This window comes from Silvania confinis (assembly GCF_025564085.1).
Lineage (GTDB): Bacteria > Pseudomonadota > Gammaproteobacteria > Enterobacterales > Enterobacteriaceae > Enterobacter > Enterobacter confinis.
The window spans coordinates 487849-514399 of record NZ_JAMGZJ010000078.1; the positions used below are offsets into that span (position 1 = coordinate 487849).

Consider the following 26551-nt stretch of genomic DNA (forward strand, 5'->3'; position numbering starts at 1 on the left):
GTTACATTCAGGTAAAATAAATGTTGCATTTATGATAAATCCTGTTGTACTTACTTTAAGAAAGCGGTAAATACCTACGGTGATCATGAATCACTTTGGAGATCGCGAATGGTTGGGTCCTGTACTGGACATGATAAACGAAACAACCGCAGCACCCGGCGCGGAGGCCCCACCTCCGGCAGCGATCTCTTCACCACAAAATCCTCTCCCTCCACAGCGCATCCTGATTTTTCCGACTCGCCGAATGGTGAGCATAGCAATTCGGTCGAGTCTCTTAACCAAGTAAGCTCAGGCTTAGAAGGAAGCCAACCCTCAGATGTTCGTTCGCCTAATCGCGCCGATGGCGCGAGTGATGAATACCAACAACTCAAGGTGCTATCCATGGGAAGACAAAAAGCAGTGATCAAAGCTCGTCGCGAAGCAAAACGTGTGCTGAGACGGGATTCACGCAGCCATAAACAGCGTGAAGAAGAATCGGTCACCTCGCTTGTGCAGATGAGTGGCGTAGAAGCAATTGGCATGGCGCGGGACAGCCGTGATATGTCCGCAATTGCCCCACGCAATGACGCTCAGGCGCAGTACCTGAATGCTATCGAGAGTAAGTCGCTTATTTTCGCCACCGGTGAAGCCGGATGCGGGAAGACCTGGATAAGTGCAGCCAAAGCGGCAGAAGCTCTGATTCATAAGGATGTCGAGAAGATTATTGTCACCCGTCCGGTTCTGCAGGCCGATGAAGATCTCGGCTTCCTGCCCGGAGATATTTCGGAGAAGTTTGCGCCGTACTTCCGGCCCGTCTATGACGTGCTGGTGAAGCGACTTGGTGCATCCTTTATGCAGTACTGCCTGCGCCCTGAAATCGGTAAGGTAGAAATTGCGCCGTTCGCCTATATGCGCGGACGTACATTTGAAAATGCAGTTGTGATTCTCGACGAGGCTCAGAACGTAACTGCTGCGCAGATGAAGATGTTTTTAACGCGCCTCGGGGAAAACGTTACGGTCATCGTTAACGGCGATATTACTCAGTGTGACCTGCCAGGCGGTGTAAAATCCGGCCTGAGCGATGCGCTGGCACGTTTTGTTGAAGATGATATGGTCGGAATTGTGCAGTTTACCAAAGACGACTGCGTGCGCTCGGCACTGTGCCAGCGGACCCTGAACGCCTACTATTGAGTTGAATAAGTTGTGCAAAGCCCGGGAAACCGGGCTTTGTTTTTGGTGCGAAGCCGCCACCCGACACACAGACGAAAAAAAAGCCCGTACTTTCGTACGAGCTCTTTCTCGAATATGGCGGTGAGAGAGGGGCTGACTCGCTCCGCTCGCCCTTCGGGCAGCCTGTTCGCTACGCTCTCAGTCTGTCCAACCGGCTACAGCCGGTTGTCGAACCCTGGTCGAGGATCCTCACCCCTCTCTTTCGGGGGCGTATAAAAGAAAAAAAGCCCGTACTTTCGTACGAGCTCTTCTTAAATATGGCGGTGAGAGAGGGGTTCGAACCCTCGATACGTTGCCGTATACACACTTTCCAGGCGTGCTCCTTCAGCCACTCGGACACCTCACCGTATTGTTTTGCTGCCTTACCGCGTGGGGGGCAACGGGGCGGTACTATAGGGAGTCAGGCTAAAACGGTCAAGCAGATTTTATGTATTGCTGCTCGTTCGGTTAAGCAATAAGCAAACCCGCTCCCGGTACTTTTAGATCTGACCGAAGCGACCCGAATTGAAATCACTAATGGCTTCCGCGATTTCAGCTTTACTGTTCATCACGAACGGGCCATAGCCGACAATCGGTTCGTTCAACGGCTCCCCGGCCATCAGCAGCACTTTGGCATCACTGCTGGCTTCCAGATGCAGCGTTTCTCCCTCCTGACTCAACACCACCAGCTGCGCTTCGCTGGCGTTCGCGGTCCCGTTCACCCTCACACTGCCTTCAAGTACCACCAGTGCCGTGCTCCAGCCTGCGGGCTGCTTGAGAGACAGATGGCTTCCCTGACGCAGCGCGATGTCCCAGACATTGAGCGGCGAGAAGGTATGCGCAGGCCCTGCCACATCACCGTAATGACCGGCGATGACGCGCAATTCACCGCTGTTATCCGGCAGGGCAACCACCGGGATCGCGTTTTTGGTGATGCTCTGATAGCCCGGTGCGGCCATTTTGTCCTTCGCCGGCAGGTTGACCCACAGCTGCATCATTTTTAGCTCGCCGCCCTGTTGGGCAAAGGCGCTGGAGTGAAACTCCTCGTGCAGGATCCCGGCACCGGCCGTCATCCACTGCACATCGCCCGGACCAATCACCCCGCCTTTTCCCGTCGAGTCGCGATGCTCCACTTCGCCGGAATAGACAATAGTGACTGTTTCAAAGCCACGGTGCGGGTGCTCGCCCACGCCGCGTTTCGCGCCGTCTGCCGGGAAGCTGTGCGGACCGGCGTAATCCAGCAGTAAAAACGGGCTCAGCGGCTCACCGTGAGTCTGATAAGAAAACATTGAACGTACCGGGAAACCGTCGCCAACCCAGTGCGGACGGGGGGCAGTATAGACGCCAGTGATGTTTTTCATGTTTTTCTCCTGATGTTCGGTTGATGTCATTAGCTTATAATCAGCTTTAATATCGCGGTAGAGTGCGAAAATGACATTCACAGTTCCATATATGGAACGACGAGGGGGGTATGCAGGATCTCAACGACTTTGTCTGGTTCGTGAAAGTGGTCGATTACGGTGGTTTTGCGGCGGCAGGAAGGGCGCTCGATCAGCCGAAATCCAAACTAAGCCGCCGGATTGCCCAGCTGGAAGCCCGACTTGGCGTGCGCTTAATCCAACGCACCACCCGGCAGTTTACCGTGACCGAGGTGGGGCACACGTTCTATCAGCACTGCAAAGCGATGCTGATAGAAGCCGAAGCGGCAGAAGAGGCTGTTGCGGCACTGCAGGCGGAACCGCGCGGAATGGTCAGGATCACTTGTCCAGTGACAATCCTGCATGTTCACGTTGGGCCGATGCTGGCGCGTTTTATGGCCCGCTATCCGGGGATTAACCTGCAGCTTGAAGCCACCAATCGCCGGGTCGATTTGGTGGGTGAGGGGGTAGATATCGCTATCCGCGTGCGTCCGCGCCCGTTTGACGACAGCGACCTGGTGCTGCGGGTGTTGGCCGACCGCGGACATTGCCTGGTCGCAGGCCCTCAGTTGATTGAGAGCCGGGGTAAACCTGCTATGCCCTCCGAGCTCAGCCAGTGGCCCGGATTAAGTATGGGGGCCGGTAAGCAGGTGCATAAGTGGGAATTAAACGGCCCGGACGGGGCGAAGGCGGAGATCCATTTTACGCCGCGGCTGGTGACCACCGATATGCTGGCCCTGCGCGAAGCGACGATGGCGGGCGTGGGGATCGTGCAATTACCCATTTTGATGGTGAAAGATCAGCTTGCATCCGGGGAGCTGGTCAAAGTGCTGGAAGCCTGGGAGCCACGACGGGAAGTCATTCATGCCGTGTACCCATCCCGGCGCGGGTTATTGCCATCTGTGAGGACGCTGGTGGATTTTTTGACCGAGGAATACGCCAGGATAGTGGAGGACTGATGCCTGATGGCGCTACGCTCTCAGTCTGTCCAACCGGCTACAGCCGGTTGTCGAACCCTGGTCGAGGATTCTCACCCCTCTCTTTCGGGGGCGTATAAAAGAAAAAAAGCCCGTACTTTCGTACGAGCTCTTTCTCGAATATGGCGGTGAGAGAGGGGTTCGAACCCTCGATACGTTGCCGTATACACACTTTCCAGGCGTGCTCCTTCAGCCACTCGGACACCTCACCGTTTTGTCATCCCGTTGCTGCTGGGACGGCCGCTAATGTAAGAAAAAGCCGTTGCGCCGTCAATCAACTTTTTCAGTTAATTAGCCTGTTTAGACAAACTTCGAACAACATGATTTCTAAATGTGCTGAAAGTGACTTTTTTATCGGCAACGATCTCGACGTGAAAGTTTGCTAAGCTGCAAGGCACTTGAAAATGAACATAAAACAGCACAAAGAAGGCAATCGCAATGGACATCATTTTTTATCATCCGACGTTTGATACCCACTACTGGCTGAAAGCCCTGTCGGCGGCACTGCCAGGCGCGCGGGTTCGCGAGTGGAAGCGCGGCGATAACCAACCGGCAGATTATGCGCTGGTATGGCATCCGCCGGTGGAGATGCTGCAGGGGCGGGAGCTGAAAGCGGTCTTTGCGCTGGGGGCTGGGGTGGACTCGATCCTCAATAAATTGAAAGCGCACCCGGATATGCTGGCTGACAGTATCCCGCTGTTCCGCCTCGAAGACACCGGCATGGGCGAGCAGATGCAGGAGTACGCAGTGAGCCAGGTGCTGCACTGGTTCCGTCGCTTTGACGATTATCAGGCGTTAAAACAGCAGGCGCGCTGGGAGCCGCTGGCCGATTATCAACGTGAAGATTTTACCGTCGGTATTCTCGGTGCCGGGGTGTTGGGCTCAAAAGTGGCCGAAGCGCTTGCGCCGTGGGGCTTTCCGCTGCGTTGCTGGAGCCGTACCCGTAAGGCGTATCCCGGTGTCGAAAGCTTTGCTGGCACTGATGAACTGTCGTCATTTTTACAGGGTACGCGGGTGCTAATTAACCTCCTGCCCAATACCGGCGAGACGGTCGGGATCATTAATAGCACGCTGCTCAATCAACTCGCGGACAACAGCTATGTAATGAACCTGGCGCGCGGCGTGCATCTGGTGGAGGCCGACTTGCTGAAAGCGCTGGAGAGCGGCAAACTGAAAGGCGCCATGCTGGATGTCTACAGCAAGGAGCCGTTACCCGCTGAAAGCCCGCTCTGGGCCCATCCGCGCGTGGCGATGACCCCGCACGTTGCGGCGGTGACCCGCCCGGCTGAAGCAGTTTCTTATATTGCCCACACCATTACTCAACTGGAGAAGGGCGAACCGGTCACCGGACGCGTCGACCGACAGCGCGGCTACTGAGTAAACCCGGCGATTGCCGGGTTTTTGCTAATAAACGCCTGGGATAGCTGCTATCCTTTGGGAAACACGAGAGGAGAGAATGATGTATCCCGTTGACCTGCATATGCACACCGTCGCCAGCACCCACGCCTACAGCAATCTTCATGACTACATCGCACAGGCTAAGTTAAAAAACATTAAACTCTTTGCGATCACCGATCATGGCCCTGATATGGCCGATGCACCGCACTACTGGCACTTTGTGAATATGCGCATCTGGCCTCGGCTGGTCGATGGCGTCGGGATCCTGCGCGGGATCGAAGCCAATATCAAAAACACGCAGGGTGAAATTGACTGTACCGGCCCGATGCTGACCTCTCTGGATCTGATTCTTGCCGGTTTTCATGAACCGGTTTTTGCCCCGCAGGATAAAGCCACCCATACCGAAGCGATGATTGCCACCATTGCCAGCGGTAACGTGCATATCATCAGCCATCCGGGGAACCCAAAGTTCCCGATTGATATCCAGGCCGTGGCGCAGGCCGCTGCGAAGCATGGCGTGGCGCTGGAAATTAACAACTCCTCGTTTATTCACTCCCGCAAGGGCAGCGAAGCGAACTGCCGTGACGTCGCCGCCGCGGTGCGTGATGCCGGCGGCTACGTGGCGCTGGGATCCGACTCCCATACCGCCTTTACGCTGGGGGATTTTAGCGAATGCCGCAAGATCCTCGATGAGGTGGAGTTCCCGGAAGAGCGGATCCTCAACGTCTCTCCCCGCCGTTTACTGAATTTCCTGGAGTCGCGTGGTATGGCTCCGATTACCGAATTTGCCGAACTTTAACTGTGTAATGGACTTAACAAATGAATGAATTCTCCATCCTCTGCCGCGTACTGGGCTCGCTGTATTACCGTCAGCCGCAGGATCCGCTGCTGGTGCCGCTCTTTACCCTGGTTCGTGAAGGCAAGCTGGCGCAGAACTGGCCGCTTGAACAGGATGAGCTGCTGCAGCGTCTGCAAACCAGCTGCGACATGCAGCAAATTGCGGCCGACTACAATGCGCTGTTCGTTGGCGAAGAGTGCCGCGTGCCGCCTTACCGTTCAGCCTGGGAAGAGGGCGCGACCGAAGCCGAAGTGCGTGCTTTCCTGTCTGCCCGTGGGATGCCGCTGACCGATACCCCGGCCGATCACATTGGCACCCTGCTGCTGGCGGCGTCGTGGATCGAAGACCATGCCGCAGAAGATGAAAACGAGGCGCTGGAAACCCTGTTCTCCGAGTTTATTTTACCCTGGTGCGCAGCGTTTCTCGGCAAGGTTGAAGCCCATGCCACTTCGCCATTCTGGCGCACCATGGCACCGCTGACCCGCGATGCCCTGGCGGCGATGTGGGATGAACTGCAGGAAGAGAATGAAGAGTGATCTGGATCACTTTTTGAATGTAACAGCTAATCTCATTCTACATATTATGTGTTTCTGATCTCATTTCATTGGCGCGTATCTGCTAAGATGCGCGCCATGAACATACTCTTTTCTATAGCACTGACCACAGGCATCCTCTCCGGGATCTGGGGTTGGGTCGCGGTTTCTCTGGGACTTCTCAGCTGGGCGGGCTTTTTGGGCTGCACGGCCTATTTCGCCTGTCCGCAGGGCGGGTTGAAGGGGTTCTTTATCTCGGCCTGTACGCTGATGAGCGGCGTGGTGTGGGCGATGATCATCATCCACGGCAGCGCCCTGGCACCCCAGCTGGAAATCTTCGGCTATATCATGACCGGCGTGGTGGCATTTTTAATGTGCATCCAGGCCAAACATCTACTGCTGTCGTTTGTGCCCGGCACCTTTATGGGCGCTTGCGCCACCTTTGCGGGGCAGGGCGACTGGCGACTGGTGGTGCCTTCTCTGGCGCTGGGTTTGGTGTTTGGCTACGCGATGAAAAACAGCGGGCTATGGCTGGCGGCACGGCGGGAAAAGTCGAACAGCGCGGCGGCGCTGAGCAAATAAAAAAGGCGAGACTGCGGTCTCGCCTTTTTAATGCGCTTTCGGTCAGGATTCCGGCGGCGATGACATCTCGCGGTATTTCACCAGAACATCGTTTTTCACTTCGTTCTTATTTTGCAGATCCCACAGGCCACGATCGATACCGTCGTTAATCAGGAAAATAACCCCGGTTTCGATTGCCGACATCAGGCACAGCATCACCGGCTCGTTAGAGGTATAGCCGATTTCACCTTCCAGCAGTCGTTGGTAGTCGATGAATCTGAACACCCCAGCCTGCACTTCATACGACAGAATGGTTTTACTGGTCGTGACCGATGACAGGATCTCGCCGGTACTGACGTTGACCACGCGCAGATTCACTGCAATCTGGTCAAGCTGGTACTGCGTATCACCGCCGATACCGAAGTAACGCGCCCCCACACCACCCGATTTCACGTTACTTTCGTAACCGATAATCGAACCTTCAACCATGACGTTAGCCGCCGTGAGTGAATGCAGTGGAATGCGGTTGTTCATTGCCACAGTACCGTTATCCTGCGCGGCACGAATAATTTTACGTTCGTTGAGCAGGTTTTGCAGACCCTGACGCTCCAGAGGTATAAACCAGCGAGAGTCCTTTAACGCAGTGACCAGCATTGCGGTGGCGCTCTGCGGGACAGCTGTCGAGAAGTTACTTGCCGGATAAGGTTTAAACTGTCCGGTTTCGTCCTGAATATTATAAACCGACACATAAATCTTACCGGTAGGCAGTGGGAGTTTAGTGAGATCGCGATAACTCTGCGCCCGAGGCATTAATGTCGGTTTCGCGGCTTCTTTCGGAGGAGCAGTTAAACAACCGCTCAATAAGCACACTGCAACAAGTATGAGAAAGCGCTGCATGATTATTGTCCTTATCTCGACATTATTTAAAAGTCGGTAGAATTATTTTGCAAGCCGGAAACCTGAATGGTGGATGTTCTCCCCGTTTTCCGGTCCGTCACGTTCAACTGCAATTGCCCGTCAGTGTTAGCGATATCGACAATGAAGTCGCTGGTGACCATCCGCCCGGGTTTACCTGTATTGATATTGGTTAACAGCCCGCCCAGTACCTGGGACTGAATGGCCTGGGTAAAGTTATCCAGGGCGCTTGGCGTTTCAATACCGAGGTCATCGTTAAAGCTTGGGTCTTTATAAGAGTTTTGCGCCTGAGCCCCATTTAACAGGTAGGCTCCGTTATTGGGGTTACCACCGAAGTTTGGGTTACGAAACTGGAACGTCATATTCCCGGCCAAACTTATTGATGGAATAAGCATTAAAGCAATAACTGCATATACACCACGCATGAATGCCTCCGAATTAAAACTCATCGCGCGCTAAATCGCCGGTACCCAGCAGAGCTTTATCTATCTGCAGACGATCTATTGCTTCTTCGGTTTGAGCCAGTGCAAAGACCACGTTTTGCTCAAGGTCTTGTTTCGTGGGATATAAAAAAGTCTGGAAAATAACGTCCTGATTAATCGTTATTGTGATCCAACTTCCCCAACGCGCACTCGGCCGTTCGTTGATCGTTAAATTACCTGGATAAGTACTTTCCCATTTGTCGCTGAACGCCCGGTAAAAAGCGTGCCCGACAGAGGAGACCGTATGGTCAGTTAACAATCCTGGGATCTCCACCTCAACCGCATGAAGATTCCCGGCGGCAAGCCATAAACCTGCCGCGGCAATCCATCTCATCGTGCGTTTCATACTGTTAACGCCTGAGGTTATCATTTGCCCATGAAACCGCCTGAGTCCGGTTTTTGACAGCTATCTTCTTGAAAAGATTATAAAGATGGGTCTTCACCGTATTTTCACTGATAAATAACGAACGGGCGATTTCAATATTTGAAGCTCCGATGCGTAATTTATTCAGAATTTCTTTTTCGCGATGGGTCAGCAAAGCAGACTCTGAACTGTTATAGCGATAATTCCCGGAATGGGTAATGAGGTAGCTGGCAAGTTTCTGCGAAAAGTAGCATTCGCCACGCAGAACCCCTTGCAGACCATCCACTACGCGTGTCTCGTCCTCGTTGACATAAAAGACACCATTAATATGTGGCCAGCTTTCAATATCTCTGAATGGATATTCTTCCGGGGTGTTCAATAACAACACGCGGATGTTATTGTTTTTTCTGCTTAAAATATCCTGCCAGTATTGGATAAGTTTTTTATCCGCTTCCATCATATCGAAAAGAATAATGCTACCAGGCGTAATGTCATCGAAAGAGCGTTGAATACTATGCAATTTTCCGCTCAATGTCAGACTGTGTTTTAAATGCTGTAATAACGCCGTGGCCTGTAAAGAAGGTTTGGTGACCAACAATAATGTCTGACCATGCAAGCTATGGACTTCATTAAACATGATGAAACCCCTTTTTGGGACACCTGACAGTTGCCCCCGATATATTACGGGGGCTCCAGAAGCGCTGTCAGATGTGGCACTGCTGTGTGTAGAAGAGAAATCATGTCCCTCAGAAGGGAGGGAAAATATTTAAGATACTTCTGAACTTCTGATTTCAATCTAGCCATTACGGTTTTTAAAGCAAGTGTTAATGATGTAACAGAATGTAAAATTCAATATTATTTTGTAAAAAACAAGTTCCCGAATTGCTTAGATTTCAGCATAAAGTTGTACATTTTGATATTGATGCACACATTTAAAAAATCATACAAATTATATTAACTTGTTGTTTTTTTATGGGTAATATATTTTGTCAATTATTGTATGTCAGGTATGAGCGTTACCAAAAAGCTAAGCCTATTTTTACACTGTGTAAACGTCTTAAGAAATCAGGTGCTTTGTCACAGAGTTAGCGATATATCGGTGTGGTGAGCCTGGAGGCCAGACGAAACGGCAAGTCAGTCCTTTTCCTGCTATTCATTTCTGAATTTTACATTTGCCTTTTTTTAACTCTCTGAAAAATCACTAACCCTATGGCGTGTTTTATTTTATTTAATACTTTGGGGTGATCATAGGAATAAAAATACAACTGGCGGGTGAGATATTTAAATTGTTTCGACAGACATACTCTTCATCGTAACGCCGAGTTAACAAAATATTTAGCGTTGTTAACACAAGTTATTTATTTCCACCAGGTCCAGGGTGACAACATGAAGAACAAGCTGTTATTGATGTTTGCATTACTGGGTGCACCTGGCGTAGTTTTCGCAACTAATGATTTGGCAGCATCAGAATACAACTTCGCGGTTAATGAATTGAGTAAATCTTCATATAACCAGTCCGCCATTGTTGGGCAATATGGTACGAATAATAGTACCAATGTTCGTCAGGATGGATCGAAATTGTTGTCTGTCGTATCACAGGAAGGCGGAAATAACCGTGCGAACATCGATCAATCAGGCAGTTACAACCTTGCTTATATTGATCAGACGGGCAGCGCGAACGATGCAAGTATTAAACAAGGTGCATTTGGTAATACCGCAATGATTATCCAGAAAGGTTCTGGTAATAAGGCGAGTGTTACTCAGTACGGTACTCAAAAAACGGCAGTTGTAGTGCAGAGACAGTCGCAGATGGCAATTCGCGTTATCCAACGCTAGCTATTAGTGATGAGTTAAATCAATCCGATGGGGGCTTTACGATGAAACTTTTAAAAGTGGCAGTAATTGCAGCAATCGTAGTTTCTGGCAGCGCAATGGCTGGTTCTATTCCTCAATGGGGTGGAAATGGCGGTAACCACGGTAATAATAATGGTCCAGATGAAAAGCTGACCGTTTATCAATACGGTGGTAATAACCTCGTTAACTCCTTGCAAAGTGATGCACGTGATTCAACCATTGATGTAAGACAGCATGGCTTCGGCAACACTGCTGACCTTTCTCAAGGCGCGGATGACAGCACTATCGATCTGAATCAACGTGGCTTTGGTAACTCCGCTACTGTTAGCCAGTGGAGCGGTAAAAACCTGAGCGTTGATGTATCGCAGTCTGGTGGTCGTAACGCGGTAGATATTCGTCAGACCGCAAACGGCTCTGAAGCGAACGTCACCCAGGTTGGCTTCGGTAACCGAGTTAACGCTGGCCAGTACTAAGGGCTACGTTGTTCGATAAAAAACAGGGCCTGTGCCCTGTTTTTTTTTGGGAGAAAATCATGAATACGCTTGTACTGCTGGCGGCACTGACCAGCCAGATTACCTTTCAGACGGCTACCGAAGGCGAAATGTTGACCATTGTTCCCCAGGTGACCGTGACCGAATCCTGTCTGTGTCAGGTGCAGATTGTGACTTCACGTACCGGGCCGGGCGGGCAGAGCAATTCGAATCAGCGCAATACCGTCTCGTTACCGGCGAATAAAACCGTCAATCTTTCGCGCATGACGGTCAATTCCGGGCCCAATGATAAGATCAACGTCATTGTGACGGTGTCGGACGGTAAATCGCTGCACTTAACGCAGCAGTGGCCACCCGCAAAAACCTAGCGGGATAAAACATTCATGAAATCAATGTATTGAATAATGTAGCCAGAATGTTAACACAACGCTATGCTGATATTGCTGGCATCACCGATGCTCGTCGGCACTGATAAAAAATGCGTGCTGTTAATTCATCAGGGAAGATTATGGTTAAGGATCGCTCTGATGGTCGCTTTCGCCGTTACACGGGCTGCAGGTCTGGCCCTGATTTTCGCTGTTACCCTGCCGTCTGCGTTTGCTGCCACCTCATCGCAGACGGGCACGATTCATTTTTATGGCCAGATTGTGGAAGATCCGTGCGTGATTGCCCCTGAATCACGCAACATTTCCGTTTCCTGTCTGCAGGGAAACAAAATGCAAACCCGTCAGGTGAGCTACGCCGACGTCTTAAATCATACAACGGTCGTCTCTGAACGTGCCGCGATCAGCATGACCTGGATTAACCCTGAAAAAACGCTCGGTATTGTGCAGGTTGATTACCGCTAAAACAGGCCTCTCCTGCAGCGACAGGAGAGGATTTCTGATTTGCATGCTTTCACCCGGTCTCCTCTGCGATACACTTAAGAAAAAACACTAAGCAGAGGTTATCTATGTTATCTCGCATTGAAGTCTTTCAGGGTGATATCACCACGCTGCACGTTGATGTTCTGGTAAATGCAGCCAATCCCTCATTAATGGGCGGCGGCGGTGTGGATGGTGCGATTCACCGGGCGGCCGGACCTGCCTTGCTGGAGGCCTGCAAGGTGGTGCGCCAGCAGCAGGGGGAGTGCGCACCGGGACAGGCGGTCATTACCCTGGCAGGAGATTTACCGGCCAAAGCGGTGATTCATACCGTCGGTCCGGTCTGGCAGGGCGGCGAACAGCATGAAGCGCGTATCCTGGAAGATTCCTACCGTAATAGCCTCAATCTGGCGGCAGCCAACGGCTATAAAACCCTGGCGTTCCCGGCCATCAGTACCGGGGCGTACGGTTTTCCGCGCGTTGCGGCCGCCCAAATTGCCGTGAACACGGTTTCGGATTATCTCACCCGCAAGCCTCTGCCGGAGCGGGTATACTTTGTCTGTTATGATGAAGAAGATACCCGGCTTTACCAGCGACTGCTTACCCAACGAGGACAGGAAACCGACGCATAACACGCGACTGGGGCGCGCCATTGCGCCGGTCAGTTCTGCGCATCCGGGTCTTTGTGGCCTTCTCCCCCTTGATAACAGTCTGGACGCCTTCGCCTGCCGCTACCGGCTGGCGGAGATGGCGGAAAAAACGCTCGACGTTCAGTACTACATCTGGGAAGACGATATGTCCGGGCGGCTGTTGTTCTCTGTTTTATTATCCGCCGCCACGCGCGGCGTGCGGGTGCGCCTGCTGCTGGATGACAACAACACCCAGGGGCTGGATGCGATCCTGCGCCTGCTCGATGCCCATCCTAATATTGCGGTTCGTCTGTTTAATCCCTTCTCGTTTCGCTCCCTGCGTGCCCTGGGGTACCTCACCGATTTCGCCCGGCTTAATCGCCGGATGCACAACAAAAGCTATACCGTCGATGGGGAAGTCACCATTGTCGGCGGTCGTAACGTCGGCGACGCCTATTTTGGTGCCGGTGAAGAACCGCTATTTTCCGATCTGGATGTAATGGCCACCGGCCCGGTGGTGCAGGACGTTGCCGAGGATTTTGAACGTTACTGGAACTGCGCCTCGGTCTCAACGCTCCAGCAGGTGCTGGAATTGTCAGAGAACGAAATTAAGCAAAAAATTCACCCGCCGGATGACTGGTATCAGGATGACATCACCCGCCGCTATCTGGACAAACTGCAGTCCAGCGATTTTATTGCCCACCTTGAGGCGGGAACGCTGCCGCTTATCTGGGCGAAAACCCGCTTATTGAGTGACGATCCGCGAAAAGGGCAGGGCAGAGCAAAGCGCCACTCTCTGCTACCCCAGCGACTGCTTGATGTGATGGGCTCACCGGTGCAGCAAATCGACATTATCTCGGCGTATTTTGTCCCGACCCGTGCCGGCGTGGCGCTGCTGCTAAAGATGGTGCGCAAGGGCGTGAAGGTCGCCATCCTCACTAATTCGCTGGCCGCAAATGATGTCGCCGTCGTGCATGCCGGTTACGCCCGCTGGCGTAAAAAGCTGCTGCGTCATGGCATAGAACTGTATGAACTCAAACCGACGCAGGAGGGCGTCCCGGTGGTGCACGACCGCGGGATCACCGGTAACTCGGGCTCCAGCCTGCATGCGAAAACGTTCAGTATTGATGGCGAGAAAGTGTTTATCGGTTCACTTAACTTCGATCCCCGCTCCACGATGCTCAATACCGAGATGGGCTTTGTGATCGAAAGCGAAACGCTGGCCAGATTGATCCATCACCGTTTTGTACGCAGCCAGCGTCAGGAAGCCTGGCAGCTGCGGCTGGACAGATTTGGTCGGCTGAACTGGATCGAGCACAAGGACGGGCAAGAGATCGTGTTAAAGAAAGAGCCGAAAACCCGGTTTATGCAGCGGGTACTGGTGCGGCTGGCGTACTGGCTGCCGGTGGAATGGTTGCTGTAAACGCGGCGCCGGTGCGTTGACCGACGCCCCGCGTTTTAGCTGGCAGGCTGTTGGCTCTTATCGGCTTTGGTGGCCGGTTTGCCGGAAAACAGAAAGCGTAGCAGCGGAATGCGCAGATGAATTTCGTACAGCACAATCGCAATACCCACCACAAATACCAACCCGGCGGTAAAGCCGAGCAGATTTGAGCTGATATGCGGCGTGATATACGCGCCGAAGAACAGCGTCAGCGGGTGGTGTACCAGATAAATAAACAGCGATGCATTCACAAAATAGGTGACGCGTGCCGATTTAAAATTCAGCAGGCGGTGCCCCAGCGAGAAGACCACGTTAACCATCCACAACCCCAGAAGCATGGTGATCACGCTTTCGGTTTCGTACATCCAGGCATCACCGCTGCCATAGCGCTGATTAAGCAGGTAAGCGATAAACGCCAGTCCTGCCGCAAGGGCGCAGCCGCGCGACGGGGTGGTAAACAGCGCTTTGAGCTGTGGATGCACAAACGCCAGCGCGCCAAGAATAAAGAAGGGCAGATAATACAGGGTCTGCATCACCACAAAGTTAAACAGTCCGTCGCTCAGTATTGGCGGATACACTATAAACAGCGTGCGGCGCAGCCCGGCATAGGCAATGCCCGCCAGTAAAAACAGCACCGAGAGTTTGCCGTAAGTCATATTGGCAAAAAATGTTTCTGAACGGGTGCTCAGGTGGCGGCGCATGCGGCTGAACAGCCACAGGCAGAGGGTGGTCATTACCACCAGCACCAGCAGGAACCACAGGTGCGACACCAGTTCCCAGGCAAGCGTGTTGTATTTTTCGTACAGCGACAGGTTCTGCCAGTTATCGGCTTTACCTTTGACATCCTGCAGCATGATAAACTGCGGCAGCGTTAGCAGGGGGATAGCGGTGAGCATCGGAATGCCGACCCGCTCGACGCGGACTTTCCACCAGCGCTTGAGCGGATAGCGCAAGAACAGCATGTAGGAAAAGTAGCCGGAAATAACGAAAAAGACCTGCATGCGAAACGAGTGTATAAAGTCGTTGAACAACGTCAGCCACCACGAGGATTCGGCGCTATTGACGTGCCAGACATGGCTCGAATAGATCAGGGAGATGTGGAACGGGATCCCCAGCAGCATCAGCCAGGCGCGTATAGAATCAAGGAAATATTCGCGTTGTGCGGGTATGGTGCTCATATAACGTTGTACATTCTCAGACTTTTCGTCTTATCCATAAGACCAATAGTGTTTACATTCGGAGCCAACCCTACACGAAGTCCGACAAACTGTCTCCAGGATAAGCACACAAAGTGAATACGGGTTGCTTTCACTTGCTTAATCCATGAGCCAGCGCGCTTAACAAAGCGGTGATTATGTTGTCGGATTGCCTGATTTTCCATTAAAATGGATCGGATCGATATAAGCACACAAAGGGGGAAGTGCTTACTTATTATGAAACATAAACTACAAATGATGAAAATGCCTTGGTTAGGGGCGGCAGTATTGCTGTCTCTGTATACCTCATCGGCCTGGTCTTTTACCATCGACGACGTCGCAAAACAGGCGAAAACGATGGCAGGCAAGAGCTACGAGGCACCTAAAAGTAACTTGCCCTCCGTTTTCCGTGACATGAAGTATGCGGACTATCAGCAGATCCAGTTTAATCACGATAAAGCTTACTGGAACAAAATTAAAACCCCATTCAAGCTTGAGTTTTATCATCAAGGGATGTACTTCGACACGCCGGTCACCATCAATGAAGTGACCTCCACTGCGGTTCGCAAAATTAAGTACAACCCGGATTATTTTAATTTCGGTGATGTACAGCACGATAAAGACACCGTAAAAGACCTGGGTTTCGCGGGCTTCAAAGTCCTGTACCCCATCAACAGTAAAGATAAGAACGACGAAATTGTCAGCATGTTGGGGGCCAGCTATTTCCGCGTTATTGGTGGCGGCCAGGTATACGGTCTTTCTGCCCGTGGACTGGCGATCGATACCGCGCTGCCGTCCGGCGAAGAGTTCCCGCGTTTTCGCGAGTTCTGGATCGAACGTCCAAAACCGACCGACAAGCGTCTGACTATTTATGCGCTGCTGGACTCACCGCGTGCCACCGGTGCGTATCGCTTTGTGGTCATTCCGGGCCGCGATACCGTGGTGGACGTGCAGTCTAAAGTCTATCTGCGCGACAAAGTTGGCAAGCTGGGCGTTGCTCCGCTGACCAGTATGTTCCTGTTTGGACCAAACCAGCCGTCACCGGTGTCAAACTTCCGTCCGGAACTGCATGACTCCAACGGTCTGTCGATCCTGGCCGGTAACGGCGAGTGGATCTGGCGTCCGCTGAACAACCCGAAACACCTGGCGGTAAGCAGCTTTAGCATGGAAAACCCACAGGGGTTTGGCCTGCTGCAGCGCGGTCGTCAGTTCTCCCGCTTTGAAGATCTGGACGATCGTTACGATCTGCGCCCAAGCGCCTGGATCACCCCGAAAGGCGATTGGGGCAAAGGCAAAGTTGAGCTGGTAGAAATCCCAACCAACGATGAGACCAATGACAACATCGTCGCCTACTGGACGCCGGATCAACTGCCGGAAGCCGGGAAAGAGATGAACTTCAACTACTCCATCACCATGAGCCGCGATGAAGACAAGCTGCATGCACCAGAAAGCGCCTACGTCACCCAGACGCGTCGCTCCACCGGTGATGTGAAACAGTCGAATCTGATCCGCCAGCCTGATGGCACCATTGCCTTTGTGGTGGATTTCTCCGGCCAGGAGATGAAAAAACTGGCAGCAGAAACCCCTGTCACCGCACAGGCGAGCATTGGCGACAACGGCGAAATCGTTGAAAACACCGTGCGCTATAACCCGGTCACTAAAGGCTGGCGTTTAACGCTGCGTGTGAAAGTCAAAGATGCCAAACAGCCGACTGAGATGCGCGCCGCTTTGGTGAACGCTGACCAGCCGCTGAGTGAAACCTGGAGCTATCAGCTACCTGCCAATGAATAAGACAAATGAGTATATCGATGCCCTGCCGCTGAGTGATATCGAGAAGGCGGCACTGCCAAAGGGGGATCTCAGCGCGGTTCATACCGCGCTGGATGCTGATCATCATCCGTTTACCCGCGATGATGACACCCCATTGGGCTCTGTAAAGAGCCGTCTTGAGCAGGCCTGGCCCGATTCGCTGGGCGAAGGGCAGTTAATTCGCGATGACGAAGGACGCGCTCAGCTTCAGGCGATGCCGAAAGCCACGCGCTCCTCGATGTTTCCCGATCCCTGGCGCACCAACCCGGTGGGCCGTTTCTGGGATCGTCTTCGCGGTCGTGACGTCACCCCGCGCTATCTCTCCCGCCTGACCAAAGAGCAGCAGGCCAACGAGGAGAAATGGCGTACCGTCGGCAGTATTCGACGTTATATCCTGCTGCTGCTGACTATCGCGCAGACCGTCGTCGCCACCTGGTACATGAAAACCATTCTGCCGTACCAGGGCTGGGCGCTGATCAATCCGGCCGATATGTTTGACCAGAATCTGCTGGTCTCGTTTATGCAGCTGCTGCCGTATATTTTGCAAAGCGGCATTCTTCTGCTGTTTGCCATTCTCTTCTGCTGGGTCTCGGCCGGTTTCTGGACCGCGCTGATGGGCTTCCTGCAGCTGTTGATTGGCCGGGACAAGTACAGTATTTCTGCGTCGACGGTGGGGGATGAAGCACTTAATCCTGAACACCGTACTGCGCTGATCATGCCTATCTGTAATGAAGACGTGGATCGTGTTTTCGCGGGCCTGCGCGCCACCTGGGAGTCGGTAAAAGCGACCGGGAACGGGGCACATTTCGACGTCTACATCCTGAGCGACAGCTACGATCCTGATATCTGCGTCGCTGAGCAGAAAGCATGGATGGAGCTGATCGCCGAAGTACAGGGCGAAGGGCAGATCTTCTATCGCCGTCGTCGTCGTCGTGTGAAGCGTAAAAGCGGTAACATCGATGACTTCTGTCGTCGTTGGGGCAACCAGTATAGCTACATGGTGGTGCTTGACGCCGACTCGGTGATGACCGGTGATTGTCTGTCTGGCCTCGTGCGCCTGATGGAAGCTAACCCGAATGCCGGGATCATCCAGTCTTCGCCGAAGGCGTCAGGCATGGATACGCTGTATGCGCGTTGCCAGCAGTTTGCGACCCGCGTGTACGGGCCGCTGTTTACTGCGGGCCTGCACTTCTGGCAGCTGGGCGAGTCTCACTACTGGGGACACAACGCTATCATCCGCGTGAAGCCGTTCATTGAGCACTGTGCGCTGGCACCGCTGCCGGGTGAAGGTTCGTTTGCCGGTTCAATCCTGTCACATGACTTCGTGGAAGCGGCGCTGATGCGTCGTGCCGGTTGGGGGGTGTGGATTGCCTACGACCTGCCGGGCTCCTATGAAGAGCTGCCGCCGAACCTGCTGGATGAGCTGAAGCGCGACCGTCGCTGGTGTCACGGTAACCTGATGAACTTCCGCCTGTTCCTCGTTAAAGGGATGCACCCGGTACACCGTGCGGTATTCCTGACTGGCGTCATGTCCTATCTCTCCGCGCCGCTGTGGTTTATGTTCCTGGCCCTGTCGACCGCGCTGCAGGTGGTGCATGCCCTGACCGAACCGCAGTACTTCCTGCAACCGCGCCAGCTGTTCCCGGTGTGGCCGCAGTGGCGTCCGGAGCTGGCGATTGCGCTGTTTGCCTCGACGATGGTGCTGCTGTTCCTGCCGAAGCTGCTCAGTATCATTCTGATCTGGTGCAAAGGGTCGAAAGAGTTCGGCGGATTCTTCCGCGTAACGCTCTCTCTGCTGCTGGAAGTGCTGTTCTCGGTTCTGCTGGCACCGGTGCGCATGCTGTTCCACACCGTATTCGTGGTCAGCGCCTTCCTCGGCTGGGAAGTGGTCTGGAATTCACCGCAGCGTGATGACGACTCCACCCCGTGGAGCGAAGCCTTTATGCGTCACGGCTCGCAGATGCTGCTCGGTCTGGTGTGGGCTGTCGGCATGGCCTGGTTGGATCTGCGCTTCCTGTTCTGGCTGGCACCGATCGTCTTCTCACTGATCCTGTCGCCGTTTGTGTCGGTGTTCTCCAGCCGTTCAACGCTGGGCTTGCGCACCAAACGCTGGAAGCTGTTCCTGATCCCGGAAGAGTACTCCCCGCCGCAGGTGCTGGTGGATACCGACAAGTATCTGGAGCTGAACCGCAGCCGTTCGCTGAGCGATGGATTTATGCACGCGGTGTTTAACCCGTCATTCAACGCCCTGGCAACGGCGATGGCGACGGCTCGCCACCGCGCCAGTCACGTGCTGGAGATTGCCCGCGATCGCCATGTGGAACAGGCACTGAACGAGACGCCGGAGAAGCTGCACCGCGATCGTCGTCTGGTGCTGCTGAGCGACCCGGTCACGCTGTCGCGTCTGCATTACCGCGTGTGGTCCGCCCCGGAGAAATACTCGTCCTGGGTAAACTACTACCAGACGCTGAAGATGAATCCGTTGGCACTGAAAGTGAAATAAAGCGCCACCGGCAAATAAATACCGGCTCATGAGCCGGTATTTTTTTATATTGAGGAAGGAATGAGAATACTCATTGTTATCATGATGGCGTTACTGCTGAGCGGCTGCGGCAGTATCATCAGCCGTGCCGTACCCGGACAGGGGCACGGCAATCAATATTATCCCGGCGTGCAATGGGATGTTCGCGACTCCGCCTGGCGTTACCTGACGGTGCTGGATCTGCCGTTTTCGTTGGTCTTCGATACCCTGCTGTTGCCGATCGACGCGCAGCATGGACCCTATGAGTAACTAGCGCTCGTCCCACTCGTCCGCTGCGGCTCGCCCCTCTTCGGTATCCAGTGGGGGTTCAAGCTGAAATTCACCCTCATCCCATTCATGCAGGGTGTTTTCTTCCAGCCACTCCTGACGCAGCTCAATTTCGTCAAAGTCATCATCAAAAACGGCCTGCGCCGCAGCGCCACTGAGTATCGGCAGACATTCGCCATCTTCGCCCTCGTCTGCAAAGAATTCGGCCTGCCACATAATGTCGCCGTCCTGCAGGACATACTTTTGTATATTGAGTTGCTCAATATTCGCGTCCGCTTCCTCAACGCCAGTATTGTTGGCGAGGAACTCTTCGCGAGCGGCATCAATAGCCTCTTCCAGCGTGGCATACATAGTCATTGGCGTCTCCCTGTGATTTGACGAAGTATTCAGGGAAAGAATAGCTGATTCTCACTGCTTGCAAGTAAGAATGCGGCAAAAGGTGTCACGGAGTTGTCTTAATCTGGCGCTGACTGCGGCTGACGGACTGCCCGCGACAGGCTGAGCCAGGAATAAAATACGTTGAACAGTACCACGCCGGCGGTAACGATAAACACCGTGCGAAAACCAAAGCTGGCAGCAATTCCCGATCCCAGCAGCGGGCCGGTGACGTTGCCAATATCGCGAAACGACTGGTTATAGCTGAAGATACGCCCGGCGATCTCCCGGGTGGAGTTATACACCAGCAGCGTCTGCACGGCAGGCAGCAGCGCACCGTCGGCCGCGCCGAGTAAAAAGCGCAAAATCCCCAGCTGCCACGGCGTTTGCACCAGCGACATTGGGATCAGCAGCAGCACCGAGAACACCAGGGCAACGATCAGGATCCGTTCCGGGCCAATACGATCGCCCAATTTCCCCAGTCGTGGGGCGCTGAGCAGTGCCGCCACGCCCGGTACGGAGGCGATCATCCCGCTGATAAACGCAATATTGCCGACGTTGCCTGCCAGGTCACGCACGTACAGCGTGAGGATCGGCGCAATCGAGCCGGTCGCCACCTGAATAATCAGGGTCGTGACGAACAGACTTAACACCAGTTTGGGGTTTTTCAGCGAGGCAAAGACCTGTCGGGCGTGGAGCATCTCTTTTTTAGGCACCGGGGTAAAATTCTCCCGGATGCAGAACCAGGTCAACAGGAAGCAGATAAACAACACCACCGCAGTAATAAAGAACACCGGACGCAGGCCGTAGCTGTCGGCCAGCAACCCGCCCGCCAGCGGGCCAAGCAGTGCGCCGCTCACCGAACCGGTGGACAGCGTACCCAGCGCCCAGCCGCTTTTGTGGCGCGGGATTTGCGTGGCGATCAGCGCGTTAGCGTTCGGCACAAACCCGCCCAGCAGCCCTAACACGGCGCGCAAAATAAGAAACTGCCAGATATTTTGCGCCATCCCCATCAGCAGCATGATGATCGCCATCCCCAGCGCCGAGCGCAGCAGCATGATCTTTCGCCCCTTGCGATCCGCCAGCCCACCCCAGAAGGGAGAGGCAATGGCCGAGAACAGAAAGGTGATGCTAAACACCAGCCCTGACCACATGTTCAGCGCGCTGTGGCCGCTGACGCCAAGCTGCTCGACGTACAGCGGCAGAAAAGGCATCACCAGGCTAAAGGCAGCGCCTGTGAGAAAGCAGCCCAGCCAGGTAACCGTCAGGTTACGTTTCCAGTTTATTGGCGTTTCTGAGGATGACATAACGATCCGCGTTCTGATGCGCGACGGCATCATTAAAAAAAGAAGGTAATAAGCCTGCTAATTATGCGCCTGCGTTATGATTGCTGCAATGGCAGAAGAGGGTAAAAACAGTAAGAAAACTGCGGCCAACCGGGCCGCAGGGCGTATTAATAGCGGGAAGGAACGCCTTCCGGGCGGGTTTTGAAGCGCCGGTGCAGCCACATATACTGCTCGGGCGCCAGCAGGATGCATTTTTCAACGATGTCATTCATCCACGCCGCAGTGGTTTTGGCGTCGTCCAGCGGTGGCGAACACTCCGGGTTCAGCATCATCAGCTCGTAGCCTTTGCCGTTGGCTTTACGGCGTGGGACAAACGGCACAATCGCTGCACTCGACAGCCGTGCCAGGGTCCAGGTTCCGCTGGTGGTGGCGGCATCGTCAACGGCAAAAAACGGCACAAAGACGCTGGCGCCAGGGCCGTAGTCATGATCGGGTGCATACCAGATCACTTCGCCGGATTTCAGTGCGCGGATCATCCCCTTCAGATCTTTACGGTCGATCATGCTCTTGTTGGAACGCATCCGGCCTCGGGTCTGCAGCCAGTCAATCACCGGATTGTCGTTCGGACGATAGACCCCGATCCCAGGCGCCTGCATACCGAACATACGCGCGCCAATCTCGAGGGTCAGAAAATGAATCCCGATCAGCAGTACGCCCGTATTTTGCGCCTGCAGGCTATGGACCGGTTCCATGCCGGTGCCGGTGACTTCCATCCAGCGGTTCATGCGTTTGTCCGACCAGAACCACGCCATCCCGGTTTCCATCAGTCCCATCCCGACCGATTCAAAATTTTTGACCACTAAAGCTTCGCGCTCTTGCTCGCTCATATGCGGAAAGCAGAGTTCCAGATTGCGCCGGGCAATCCGGGCACGGCGAGTCATGAAACGCATGGCCAGGCGGCCCAGACCACAGCCCAGACGATAGATCACTGGATACGGAAGTTGCACCAGTAACCATAATAAACCGATGCCGGCCCAGGTGAACCAGTGACGCGGATGCAGCAGCGCAATCGAAAATTGAGGTAAATGGGTCATGCCGTTCCCTTTTTTGTTCTGTCCTGGTGTCAGATTCTCGCATTTTTCGATTCATAACCAAAACTCATCGCAACGGAATGTTCATAAATACGACAAATGTTATTGACTGATCACGTTAGAGAAAGAAATGTAGCGCAAAATGAGAGGATGTAAATTCTCAATCTTTGCTATATGATGCCGCCCGATTTTCATTATTCAACGATTGCAGGAACCGTACACCATGCCAGTGTTACACAACCGCATTTCGAACGAAGAGTTAAAAGCGCGCATGCTGGCCGAAACCGAGCCGCGCACCACGATCTCGTTCTATAAATATTTCACTGTCGTTAATCCGCAGCAGACCCGCGATGCGCTGTATAAAGCCTTAACTGAGCTGAATGTTTTTGGCCGCATTTATCTTGCGCATGAAGGTATCAACGCCCAGATCAGCCTCCCGGCAAGCCAGGTCGATGCGTTGCGCACCTTCCTGGATGGTTTCGACCCGGCCCTGAAGGGCCTGCGGATGAATGTTGCGTTGGACGATGACGGAAAGTCGTTCTGGGTGCTGCGCCTGAAGGTGCGGGAACGCATTGTCGCCGACGGTATCGACGATCCGACGTTTAACGCCAGCGACGTGGGCGATTACCTGAAAGCGGCAGAAGTGAATGCCATGCTCGACGATCCCGACGCCCTGTTTATCGATATGCGTAACCACTACGAATATGAAGTGGGCCATTTCGAAAATGCGTTGGAAATTCCGGCCGATACTTTCCGCGAACAGTTGCCGAAAGCAGTCGAAATGATGCAGGAACATAAAGATAAGAAGATTGTGATGTATTGCACCGGCGGGATCCGCTGCGAAAAAGCCAGCGCTTTCATGAAGCATAACGGCTTCAATAAGGTCTGGCACATCGAAGGTGGGATCATTGAGTATGCCCGTCGCGCACGCGACCAGGGGCTTCCGGTACGCTTTATCGGCAAGAACTTCGTCTTTGATGAGCGGATGGGCGAGCGTATTTCTGAGGACGTTATCTCAAACTGCCACCAGTGCGGCACCGCCTGCGATACGCACACCAACTGCAAAAATGACGGCTGTCATCTGCTGTTTATTCAGTGTCCGGCCTGCGCGGAGAAGTTCCAGGGCTGCTGTAGCGAGCTGTGTAGTGAAGAGAGCGTCCTGCCTGAAGAAGAGCAGCGTCGTCGTCGCGCCGGGCGCGAGAATGGCAATAAGATCTTCAATAAGTCGCGGGGTCGTCTGAACACCCGTCTGGGTATTCCTGACCCGGAATAAGCGTACAGCCTTGCCCGGTCACGCCATGCGGACCGGGCGAGGGGCTTACTTCTGCTGCACCCCTTCCACAGAGATGACCAGCTCAACATCCTGCGATGCCGGACCCAAATCGGTGGTGATGTTGAAATCTTTCAGGTGAATTTTACCCGTCGCTTCAAAGCCCGCACGTTTCCCGCCCCACGGATCATCACCCTGACCGATCAGTTTTGCATCGAGTGTTACTGGCTTGGTCACGCCGTTAAGCGTCAGGTTGCCGGTAATATCCAGACCGTCGCCGTCTTTCTTCACTTCCGTTGAGGTGAAGGTCGCCTGCGGGAATTTCGCCACGTTGAGGAAGTCTGCGCTGCGCAGGTGCTTATCACGCTCGGCGTGGTTGGTATCCAGGCTGTTGGTATTCAGGGTGACATTAACTTTGTCGGCGGCCGGATTTTTTTCATCGAACGTAAAGGAACCGTCGAAGTCTTTAAAGGTGCCGTACAGCCAGCTGTAGCCCAGATGTTGAATGCGGAAATTGACAAAGGCGTGCTGACCTTGCTTATCAATTTTGTAGTCAGCCGCAACGGCTGAACCCGTAGCGAACAGCAGCGAGGCGACGGTTAATCCCAGCAGGCGTTTTTTCATTTTATGCTCCAGAGTCAGGTGACGCTTTGCCCAACATTCGTGTCAGGGTGGCGTCTTTATCAATAAAGTGGTGTTTCAGGGCGGCGAGGCCATGCAGTGCAGAGAGTGATACCACGCCCCACGCCAGCCACAGGTGGACGGAACCGGCCAAATCGGCCTGCGTTCCGGCATCGGCGAGCAGGGCAGGCACATCAAACAGGCCAAAGACGCTGATCGGTTTTCCATCCGCCGTCGAAATCAGATAGCCGCTGATTAGGATCGCGAAAAGTACGGCGTACAGGGCGAGATGGGCCGCTTTGGCACCGATACGCGTCAGGCGCGTCTGGCTTTTCAGCGCCGGAGGCGGCGGGGAAACACGGCGCCACAGCAGACGAACGACCAACGCCGTCATCAACACAAAGCCGATGCTTTTGTGCAACTCAGGTGCCTGGTGATACCAGCCGTCGTAATAGCTCAGGGTGACCATCCATAATCCAAGGCCAAACATGGCATAGACCGCGATGGCCATTGCCCAGTGTAAACACATGGAAATAACGCCATAACGTGTAGGGGAATTACGCACCTGCATCATGAATACCGAAATTAAATAGTCAGGGCTCAAAATGGCGTGTGGAAAACATTATTGCAAATAATATTTAATGATTTGGATTGTTAATTTATTTAGAACAATATTTTTGAATGATTGAAGCGATTAATGGTCAGGGTGGCTGTTAAAGAAGTGTTGCTGCCGTTCTAAATGGCGGGATAACGCTTTTTTATGACATTCAAATAATTTGCGCTGAAATTATAGTTATCTTAAGAATCGTCAACTTTTGTCAGTATTTATTATCAGAAGAATACAATATAAGCGATATCGAGGATAAGTAGCACGACGGACAGCAAAATATAGAGAATTAGATGCTCGCGAATATTATTGACCAGATAAAGAAAAATACGCCGCATAAAGGTTTCGACTTTGAGGTAAATAACAGGCTTCGGTAACCCGAAGCCTGACAAGATTAGCGGTTAAAACGCGACAGAGAGAAGGGCGCGAGATCAAACTCAGGGGTTTGACCCTGCGCGAACTGCGCCGCAATCTCGCCCAGCACGCTGGCGAATTTAAACCCATGCCCGCTCAGGCCGGTGATCAACAGCGTGTTGTCATGACCCGGCAGGGTGTCGATGATGAAATCTTCATCCGGGGTGTTGTCGTAGGTACAGGCTGCACCGTGGAGCAGACCGCCGATGCCCGGCAGGACGTTACGCAGAAACTTGAACGCTTCTGAGCCATCGCTGGGATAGTCGCCAAACGGCTTACGCTCGTCCGGGGAATTGATAACCTGTCCACCGTTGTGTTTGCCAATCTTGAGGGCATCTTTTTCTGACGGGAAACCGTAGAACTGATCGCCGTCAGGCAGCTCACCGGTAAAGGCCGGGAAGCGGTTCTGGTGGCTGTAGCGGCCATCGGCCTGGAACCAGGAAAACACTTTACGCACCGGCTGTACCGGCAGGTTGGGCACCAGCTGTGAAACCCAGGTCCCTGCGCTCACCAGCAGGCGGTGCGCGCTGTACTGACCTTCCGGCGTGTCGACCGTGACGCCATCGTCATGATGGGTAATTGTGCTGACCGGGCAATTAAACAGCTGCGCACAGCCGGCCTCATTTGCCAGCGCAATCCAGGTTTTAATCGCCAGCTCGCTACGCAGCACGCCAGAATTGGCTTCAAACAGCCCGATGTAATCCTCTGGCACCTGAATTTCTGGCCAGCGGCGCATCACCGTGGCGGCATCCAGCCGTTCAAGATCCAGATTAAACTGTCGGGCGCTTTGTTCGACGGTTGCCAGAAAAGTCGAATCGGAGGGCCCCAGGTTAACGACGCCAGTGCGTTCAAAAACCGGCTCTTTACTGATGTCGACCAGCTCATCCCACAGCGCCTGCGCGCGTAACACCAGTGGCACATAGCGCTCGCCTTCGCCGTACGCATGGCGCATCAGACGGGTGTCGCCGTGGTGGCTGCCTTCGGTGTGCGGCGGCATATGGGCATCAATCATCAGAACGTTCAGCCCGGCCCGGGTGGCGTAATATCCGGCAGCAGCACCAACGGACCCACTGCCAATAATGATAAGGTCGTATTTCATCAGGATCTCTTAACGCGTTTCG

Annotated in this window: 29 protein-coding genes, 2 tRNA genes and 1 other RNA gene; 16 read left to right on the top strand and 16 right to left on the bottom strand. The window is 53.6% G+C overall.

Annotation, left to right across the window (positions count from 1 at the left end; translation table 11 throughout):
* The first annotated feature begins 381 nt into the window (after positions 1-381).
* Positions 382-1170, top strand: a complete 789-nt coding sequence (gene phoH, locus M8013_RS20045) for a phosphate starvation-inducible protein PhoH (protein ID WP_271269529.1) — start codon at positions 382-384, stop codon at positions 1168-1170.
* A gap of 115 nt (positions 1171-1285) precedes the next feature.
* On the opposite strand, the gene M8013_RS20050 is transcribed toward phoH, so the two are convergent.
* The 3 genes from M8013_RS20050 to M8013_RS20060 all read right to left on the bottom strand — a co-directional run bounded on the left by M8013_RS20050 (position 1286) and on the right by M8013_RS20060 (position 2549).
* Positions 1286-1423: non-coding RNA, RtT sRNA (locus M8013_RS20050), on the bottom strand.
* Between the two features lie 44 nt (positions 1424-1467).
* Positions 1468-1555, bottom strand: a tRNA-Ser gene (locus M8013_RS20055).
* Between the two features lie 133 nt (positions 1556-1688).
* Positions 1689-2549 carry a pirin family protein gene (locus M8013_RS20060; RefSeq protein ID WP_271269530.1) on the bottom strand — a complete coding sequence of 287 codons (861 nt, stop codon included), beginning with the start codon at positions 2547-2549 and terminating at the stop codon, positions 1689-1691.
* 110 nt (positions 2550-2659) lie between these two features.
* Here M8013_RS20060 and M8013_RS20065 point away from each other — a divergent pair, with 110 nt between their 5' ends.
* Positions 2660-3565: a LysR family transcriptional regulator gene (locus M8013_RS20065; RefSeq protein WP_271269531.1), complete on the top strand. Its 906-nt coding sequence runs from the start codon at positions 2660-2662 to the stop codon at positions 3563-3565.
* A gap of 141 nt (positions 3566-3706) precedes the next feature.
* On the opposite strand, the gene M8013_RS20070 is transcribed toward M8013_RS20065, so the two are convergent.
* Positions 3707-3794 (bottom strand) — tRNA-Ser (locus tag M8013_RS20070).
* Positions 3795-4021: 227 nt separating this feature from the next.
* Here M8013_RS20070 and ghrA point away from each other — a divergent pair.
* From ghrA to M8013_RS20090, 4 genes are all read left to right on the top strand, one after another.
* Positions 4022-4960 (top strand): glyoxylate/hydroxypyruvate reductase GhrA, encoded by a 939-nt coding sequence (gene ghrA, locus M8013_RS20075; RefSeq protein WP_271269532.1) that lies wholly within the window; start codon positions 4022-4024, stop codon positions 4958-4960.
* 82 nt (positions 4961-5042) lie between these two features.
* Positions 5043-5780 carry a phosphatase gene (locus M8013_RS20080; protein ID WP_271270165.1) on the top strand — a complete coding sequence of 246 codons (738 nt, stop codon included), beginning with the start codon at positions 5043-5045 and terminating at the stop codon, positions 5778-5780.
* A gap of 20 nt (positions 5781-5800) precedes the next feature.
* Positions 5801-6355 (top strand): TorD/DmsD family molecular chaperone, encoded by a 555-nt coding sequence (locus M8013_RS20085; RefSeq protein WP_271269533.1) that lies wholly within the window; start codon positions 5801-5803, stop codon positions 6353-6355.
* Positions 6356-6442: 87 nt separating this feature from the next.
* Positions 6443-6934 (top strand): DUF1097 domain-containing protein, encoded by a 492-nt coding sequence (locus tag M8013_RS20090; protein WP_271269534.1) that lies wholly within the window; start codon positions 6443-6445, stop codon positions 6932-6934.
* A gap of 42 nt (positions 6935-6976) precedes the next feature.
* On the opposite strand, the gene csgG is transcribed toward M8013_RS20090, so the two are convergent.
* The 4 genes from csgG to csgD are packed head-to-tail and all read right to left on the bottom strand — an operon-like array spanning position 6977 to position 9311.
* A complete protein-coding gene (csgG, locus tag M8013_RS20095; protein ID WP_271269535.1) occupies positions 6977-7810 on the bottom strand; it encodes a curli production assembly/transport protein CsgG in 834 nt (277 codons plus the stop codon).
* 26 nt (positions 7811-7836) lie between these two features.
* Complete coding sequence (gene csgF, locus M8013_RS20100) at positions 7837-8253, bottom strand: curli production assembly/transport protein CsgF (protein WP_271269536.1); 417 nt, start codon at positions 8251-8253, stop codon at positions 7837-7839.
* A gap of 13 nt (positions 8254-8266) precedes the next feature.
* On the bottom strand, positions 8267-8656 hold the full coding sequence (csgE, locus tag M8013_RS20105; protein ID WP_271269537.1) for a curli production assembly/transport protein CsgE: 390 nt from the start codon (positions 8654-8656) through the stop codon (positions 8267-8269).
* 4 nt (positions 8657-8660) lie between these two features.
* On the bottom strand, positions 8661-9311 hold the full coding sequence (gene csgD / locus M8013_RS20110) for a biofilm master transcriptional regulator CsgD (protein ID WP_271269538.1): 651 nt from the start codon (positions 9309-9311) through the stop codon (positions 8661-8663).
* A gap of 749 nt (positions 9312-10060) precedes the next feature.
* Here csgD and csgB point away from each other — a divergent pair.
* The 6 genes from csgB to M8013_RS20140 all read left to right on the top strand — a co-directional run bounded on the left by csgB (position 10061) and on the right by M8013_RS20140 (position 13934).
* Complete coding sequence (gene csgB / locus M8013_RS20115; RefSeq protein ID WP_271269539.1) at positions 10061-10510, top strand: curli minor subunit CsgB; 450 nt, start codon at positions 10061-10063, stop codon at positions 10508-10510.
* A 41-nt stretch (positions 10511-10551) separates the two neighbouring features.
* On the top strand, positions 10552-11001 hold the full coding sequence (gene csgA, locus M8013_RS20120) for a curli major subunit CsgA (protein WP_271269540.1): 450 nt from the start codon (positions 10552-10554) through the stop codon (positions 10999-11001).
* 59 nt (positions 11002-11060) lie between these two features.
* Positions 11061-11387, top strand: coding sequence for a curli assembly chaperone CsgC (gene csgC / locus M8013_RS20125; RefSeq protein ID WP_271269541.1), 327 nt, complete (start codon positions 11061-11063; stop codon positions 11385-11387).
* Between the two features lie 159 nt (positions 11388-11546).
* Positions 11547-11867, top strand: coding sequence for a fimbrial protein (locus M8013_RS20130; protein ID WP_271269542.1), 321 nt, complete (start codon positions 11547-11549; stop codon positions 11865-11867).
* Positions 11868-11971: 104 nt separating this feature from the next.
* Positions 11972-12514, top strand: coding sequence for an O-acetyl-ADP-ribose deacetylase (gene ymdB, locus M8013_RS20135; RefSeq protein ID WP_271269543.1), 543 nt, complete (start codon positions 11972-11974; stop codon positions 12512-12514).
* Entirely contained in the window at positions 12447-13934 is a 1488-nt protein-coding gene (locus tag M8013_RS20140) for a phospholipase D family protein (RefSeq protein WP_271269544.1), read from the top strand. Before ymdB ends, M8013_RS20140 begins: the two co-directional genes overlap by 68 nt.
* Before the next feature lie 35 nt (positions 13935-13969).
* On the opposite strand, the gene mdoC is transcribed toward M8013_RS20140, so the two are convergent.
* Positions 13970-15130 carry a glucans biosynthesis protein MdoC gene (gene mdoC, locus M8013_RS20145; RefSeq protein WP_271269545.1) on the bottom strand — a complete coding sequence of 387 codons (1161 nt, stop codon included), beginning with the start codon at positions 15128-15130 and terminating at the stop codon, positions 13970-13972.
* 273 nt (positions 15131-15403) lie between these two features.
* On the opposite strand from mdoC, the gene mdoG reads away from it, so the two are divergent.
* The 3 genes from mdoG to M8013_RS20160 are packed head-to-tail and all read left to right on the top strand — an operon-like array spanning position 15404 to position 19748.
* The gene (mdoG, locus tag M8013_RS20150; protein ID WP_271269546.1) at positions 15404-16939 is read left to right on the top strand and encodes a glucans biosynthesis protein MdoG; all 1536 of its coding nucleotides are present in this window, start codon (positions 15404-15406) and stop codon (positions 16937-16939) included.
* The gene (gene mdoH / locus M8013_RS20155) at positions 16932-19460 is read left to right on the top strand and encodes a glucans biosynthesis glucosyltransferase MdoH (protein ID WP_271269547.1); all 2529 of its coding nucleotides are present in this window, start codon (positions 16932-16934) and stop codon (positions 19458-19460) included. Before mdoG ends, mdoH begins: the two co-directional genes overlap by 8 nt.
* 60 nt (positions 19461-19520) lie before the next feature.
* Complete coding sequence (locus M8013_RS20160; protein WP_271269548.1) at positions 19521-19748, top strand: YceK/YidQ family lipoprotein; 228 nt, start codon at positions 19521-19523, stop codon at positions 19746-19748.
* Here M8013_RS20160 and M8013_RS20165 read toward each other — a convergent pair whose 3' ends face one another.
* From M8013_RS20165 to M8013_RS20175, 3 genes are all read right to left on the bottom strand, one after another.
* Complete coding sequence (locus M8013_RS20165; RefSeq protein WP_271269549.1) at positions 19749-20123, bottom strand: MysB family protein; 375 nt, start codon at positions 20121-20123, stop codon at positions 19749-19751.
* A gap of 98 nt (positions 20124-20221) precedes the next feature.
* Positions 20222-21448 (bottom strand): multidrug efflux MFS transporter MdtG, encoded by a 1227-nt coding sequence (gene mdtG, locus M8013_RS20170; protein WP_271269550.1) that lies wholly within the window; start codon positions 21446-21448, stop codon positions 20222-20224.
* Between the two features lie 146 nt (positions 21449-21594).
* Positions 21595-22521: a Kdo(2)-lipid IV(A) acyltransferase gene (locus tag M8013_RS20175; RefSeq protein ID WP_271269551.1), complete on the bottom strand. Its 927-nt coding sequence runs from the start codon at positions 22519-22521 to the stop codon at positions 21595-21597.
* A gap of 220 nt (positions 22522-22741) precedes the next feature.
* Here M8013_RS20175 and trhO point away from each other — a divergent pair, with 220 nt between their 5' ends.
* Positions 22742-23791: an oxygen-dependent tRNA uridine(34) hydroxylase TrhO gene (gene trhO / locus M8013_RS20180; RefSeq protein WP_271269552.1), complete on the top strand. Its 1050-nt coding sequence runs from the start codon at positions 22742-22744 to the stop codon at positions 23789-23791.
* A 45-nt stretch (positions 23792-23836) separates the two neighbouring features.
* On the opposite strand, the gene M8013_RS20185 is transcribed toward trhO, so the two are convergent.
* The 4 genes from M8013_RS20185 to solA all read right to left on the bottom strand — a co-directional run bounded on the left by M8013_RS20185 (position 23837) and on the right by solA (position 26529).
* Complete coding sequence (locus M8013_RS20185; protein WP_271269553.1) at positions 23837-24412, bottom strand: YceI family protein; 576 nt, start codon at positions 24410-24412, stop codon at positions 23837-23839.
* A gap of 1 nt (position 24413) precedes the next feature.
* Positions 24414-24980, bottom strand: coding sequence for a cytochrome b (locus tag M8013_RS20190; RefSeq protein ID WP_271270166.1), 567 nt, complete (start codon positions 24978-24980; stop codon positions 24414-24416).
* 260 nt (positions 24981-25240) lie between these two features.
* Positions 25241-25354 (bottom strand): DUF2770 family protein, encoded by a 114-nt coding sequence (locus M8013_RS20195; RefSeq protein WP_271269554.1) that lies wholly within the window; start codon positions 25352-25354, stop codon positions 25241-25243.
* A gap of 56 nt (positions 25355-25410) precedes the next feature.
* The gene (solA, locus tag M8013_RS20200) at positions 25411-26529 is read right to left on the bottom strand and encodes an N-methyl-L-tryptophan oxidase (RefSeq protein ID WP_271269555.1); all 1119 of its coding nucleotides are present in this window, start codon (positions 26527-26529) and stop codon (positions 25411-25413) included.
* Positions 26530-26551: the final 22 nt, after the last annotated feature.

Coding starts and splice junctions, on each gene's coding strand:
- phoH (WP_271269529.1), top strand. CDS start 382: ATGGGAAGACAAAAAGCAGTGATCAAAGCTCGTCGCGAAGCAAAACGT.
- M8013_RS20060 (WP_271269530.1), bottom strand. CDS start 2,549: ATGAAAAACATCACTGGCGTCTATACTGCCCCCCGTCCGCACTGGGTT.
- M8013_RS20065 (WP_271269531.1), top strand. CDS start 2,660: ATGCAGGATCTCAACGACTTTGTCTGGTTCGTGAAAGTGGTCGATTAC.
- ghrA (WP_271269532.1), top strand. CDS start 4,022: ATGGACATCATTTTTTATCATCCGACGTTTGATACCCACTACTGGCTG.
- M8013_RS20080 (WP_271270165.1), top strand. CDS start 5,043: ATGTATCCCGTTGACCTGCATATGCACACCGTCGCCAGCACCCACGCC.
- M8013_RS20085 (WP_271269533.1), top strand. CDS start 5,801: ATGAATGAATTCTCCATCCTCTGCCGCGTACTGGGCTCGCTGTATTAC.
- M8013_RS20090 (WP_271269534.1), top strand. CDS start 6,443: ATGCGCGCCATGAACATACTCTTTTCTATAGCACTGACCACAGGCATC.
- csgG (WP_271269535.1), bottom strand. CDS start 7,810: ATGCAGCGCTTTCTCATACTTGTTGCAGTGTGCTTATTGAGCGGTTGT.
- csgF (WP_271269536.1), bottom strand. CDS start 8,253: ATGCGTGGTGTATATGCAGTTATTGCTTTAATGCTTATTCCATCAATA.
- csgE (WP_271269537.1), bottom strand. CDS start 8,656: ATGAAACGCACGATGAGATGGATTGCCGCGGCAGGTTTATGGCTTGCC.
- csgD (WP_271269538.1), bottom strand. CDS start 9,311: ATGTTTAATGAAGTCCATAGCTTGCATGGTCAGACATTATTGTTGGTC.
- csgB (WP_271269539.1), top strand. CDS start 10,061: ATGAAGAACAAGCTGTTATTGATGTTTGCATTACTGGGTGCACCTGGC.
- csgA (WP_271269540.1), top strand. CDS start 10,552: ATGAAACTTTTAAAAGTGGCAGTAATTGCAGCAATCGTAGTTTCTGGC.
- csgC (WP_271269541.1), top strand. CDS start 11,061: ATGAATACGCTTGTACTGCTGGCGGCACTGACCAGCCAGATTACCTTT.
- M8013_RS20130 (WP_271269542.1), top strand. CDS start 11,547: ATGGTCGCTTTCGCCGTTACACGGGCTGCAGGTCTGGCCCTGATTTTC.
- ymdB (WP_271269543.1), top strand. CDS start 11,972: ATGTTATCTCGCATTGAAGTCTTTCAGGGTGATATCACCACGCTGCAC.
- M8013_RS20140 (WP_271269544.1), top strand. CDS start 12,447: ATGATGAAGAAGATACCCGGCTTTACCAGCGACTGCTTACCCAACGAG.
- mdoC (WP_271269545.1), bottom strand. CDS start 15,130: ATGAGCACCATACCCGCACAACGCGAATATTTCCTTGATTCTATACGC.
- mdoG (WP_271269546.1), top strand. CDS start 15,404: ATGATGAAAATGCCTTGGTTAGGGGCGGCAGTATTGCTGTCTCTGTAT.
- mdoH (WP_271269547.1), top strand. CDS start 16,932: ATGAATAAGACAAATGAGTATATCGATGCCCTGCCGCTGAGTGATATC.
- M8013_RS20160 (WP_271269548.1), top strand. CDS start 19,521: ATGAGAATACTCATTGTTATCATGATGGCGTTACTGCTGAGCGGCTGC.
- M8013_RS20165 (WP_271269549.1), bottom strand. CDS start 20,123: ATGACTATGTATGCCACGCTGGAAGAGGCTATTGATGCCGCTCGCGAA.
- mdtG (WP_271269550.1), bottom strand. CDS start 21,448: ATGTCATCCTCAGAAACGCCAATAAACTGGAAACGTAACCTGACGGTT.
- M8013_RS20175 (WP_271269551.1), bottom strand. CDS start 22,521: ATGACCCATTTACCTCAATTTTCGATTGCGCTGCTGCATCCGCGTCAC.
- trhO (WP_271269552.1), top strand. CDS start 22,742: ATGCCAGTGTTACACAACCGCATTTCGAACGAAGAGTTAAAAGCGCGC.
- M8013_RS20185 (WP_271269553.1), bottom strand. CDS start 24,412: ATGAAAAAACGCCTGCTGGGATTAACCGTCGCCTCGCTGCTGTTCGCT.
- M8013_RS20190 (WP_271270166.1), bottom strand. CDS start 24,980: ATGCAGGTGCGTAATTCCCCTACACGTTATGGCGTTATTTCCATGTGT.
- M8013_RS20195 (WP_271269554.1), bottom strand. CDS start 25,354: ATGCGGCGTATTTTTCTTTATCTGGTCAATAATATTCGCGAGCATCTA.
- solA (WP_271269555.1), bottom strand. CDS start 26,529: ATGAAATACGACCTTATCATTATTGGCAGTGGGTCCGTTGGTGCTGCT.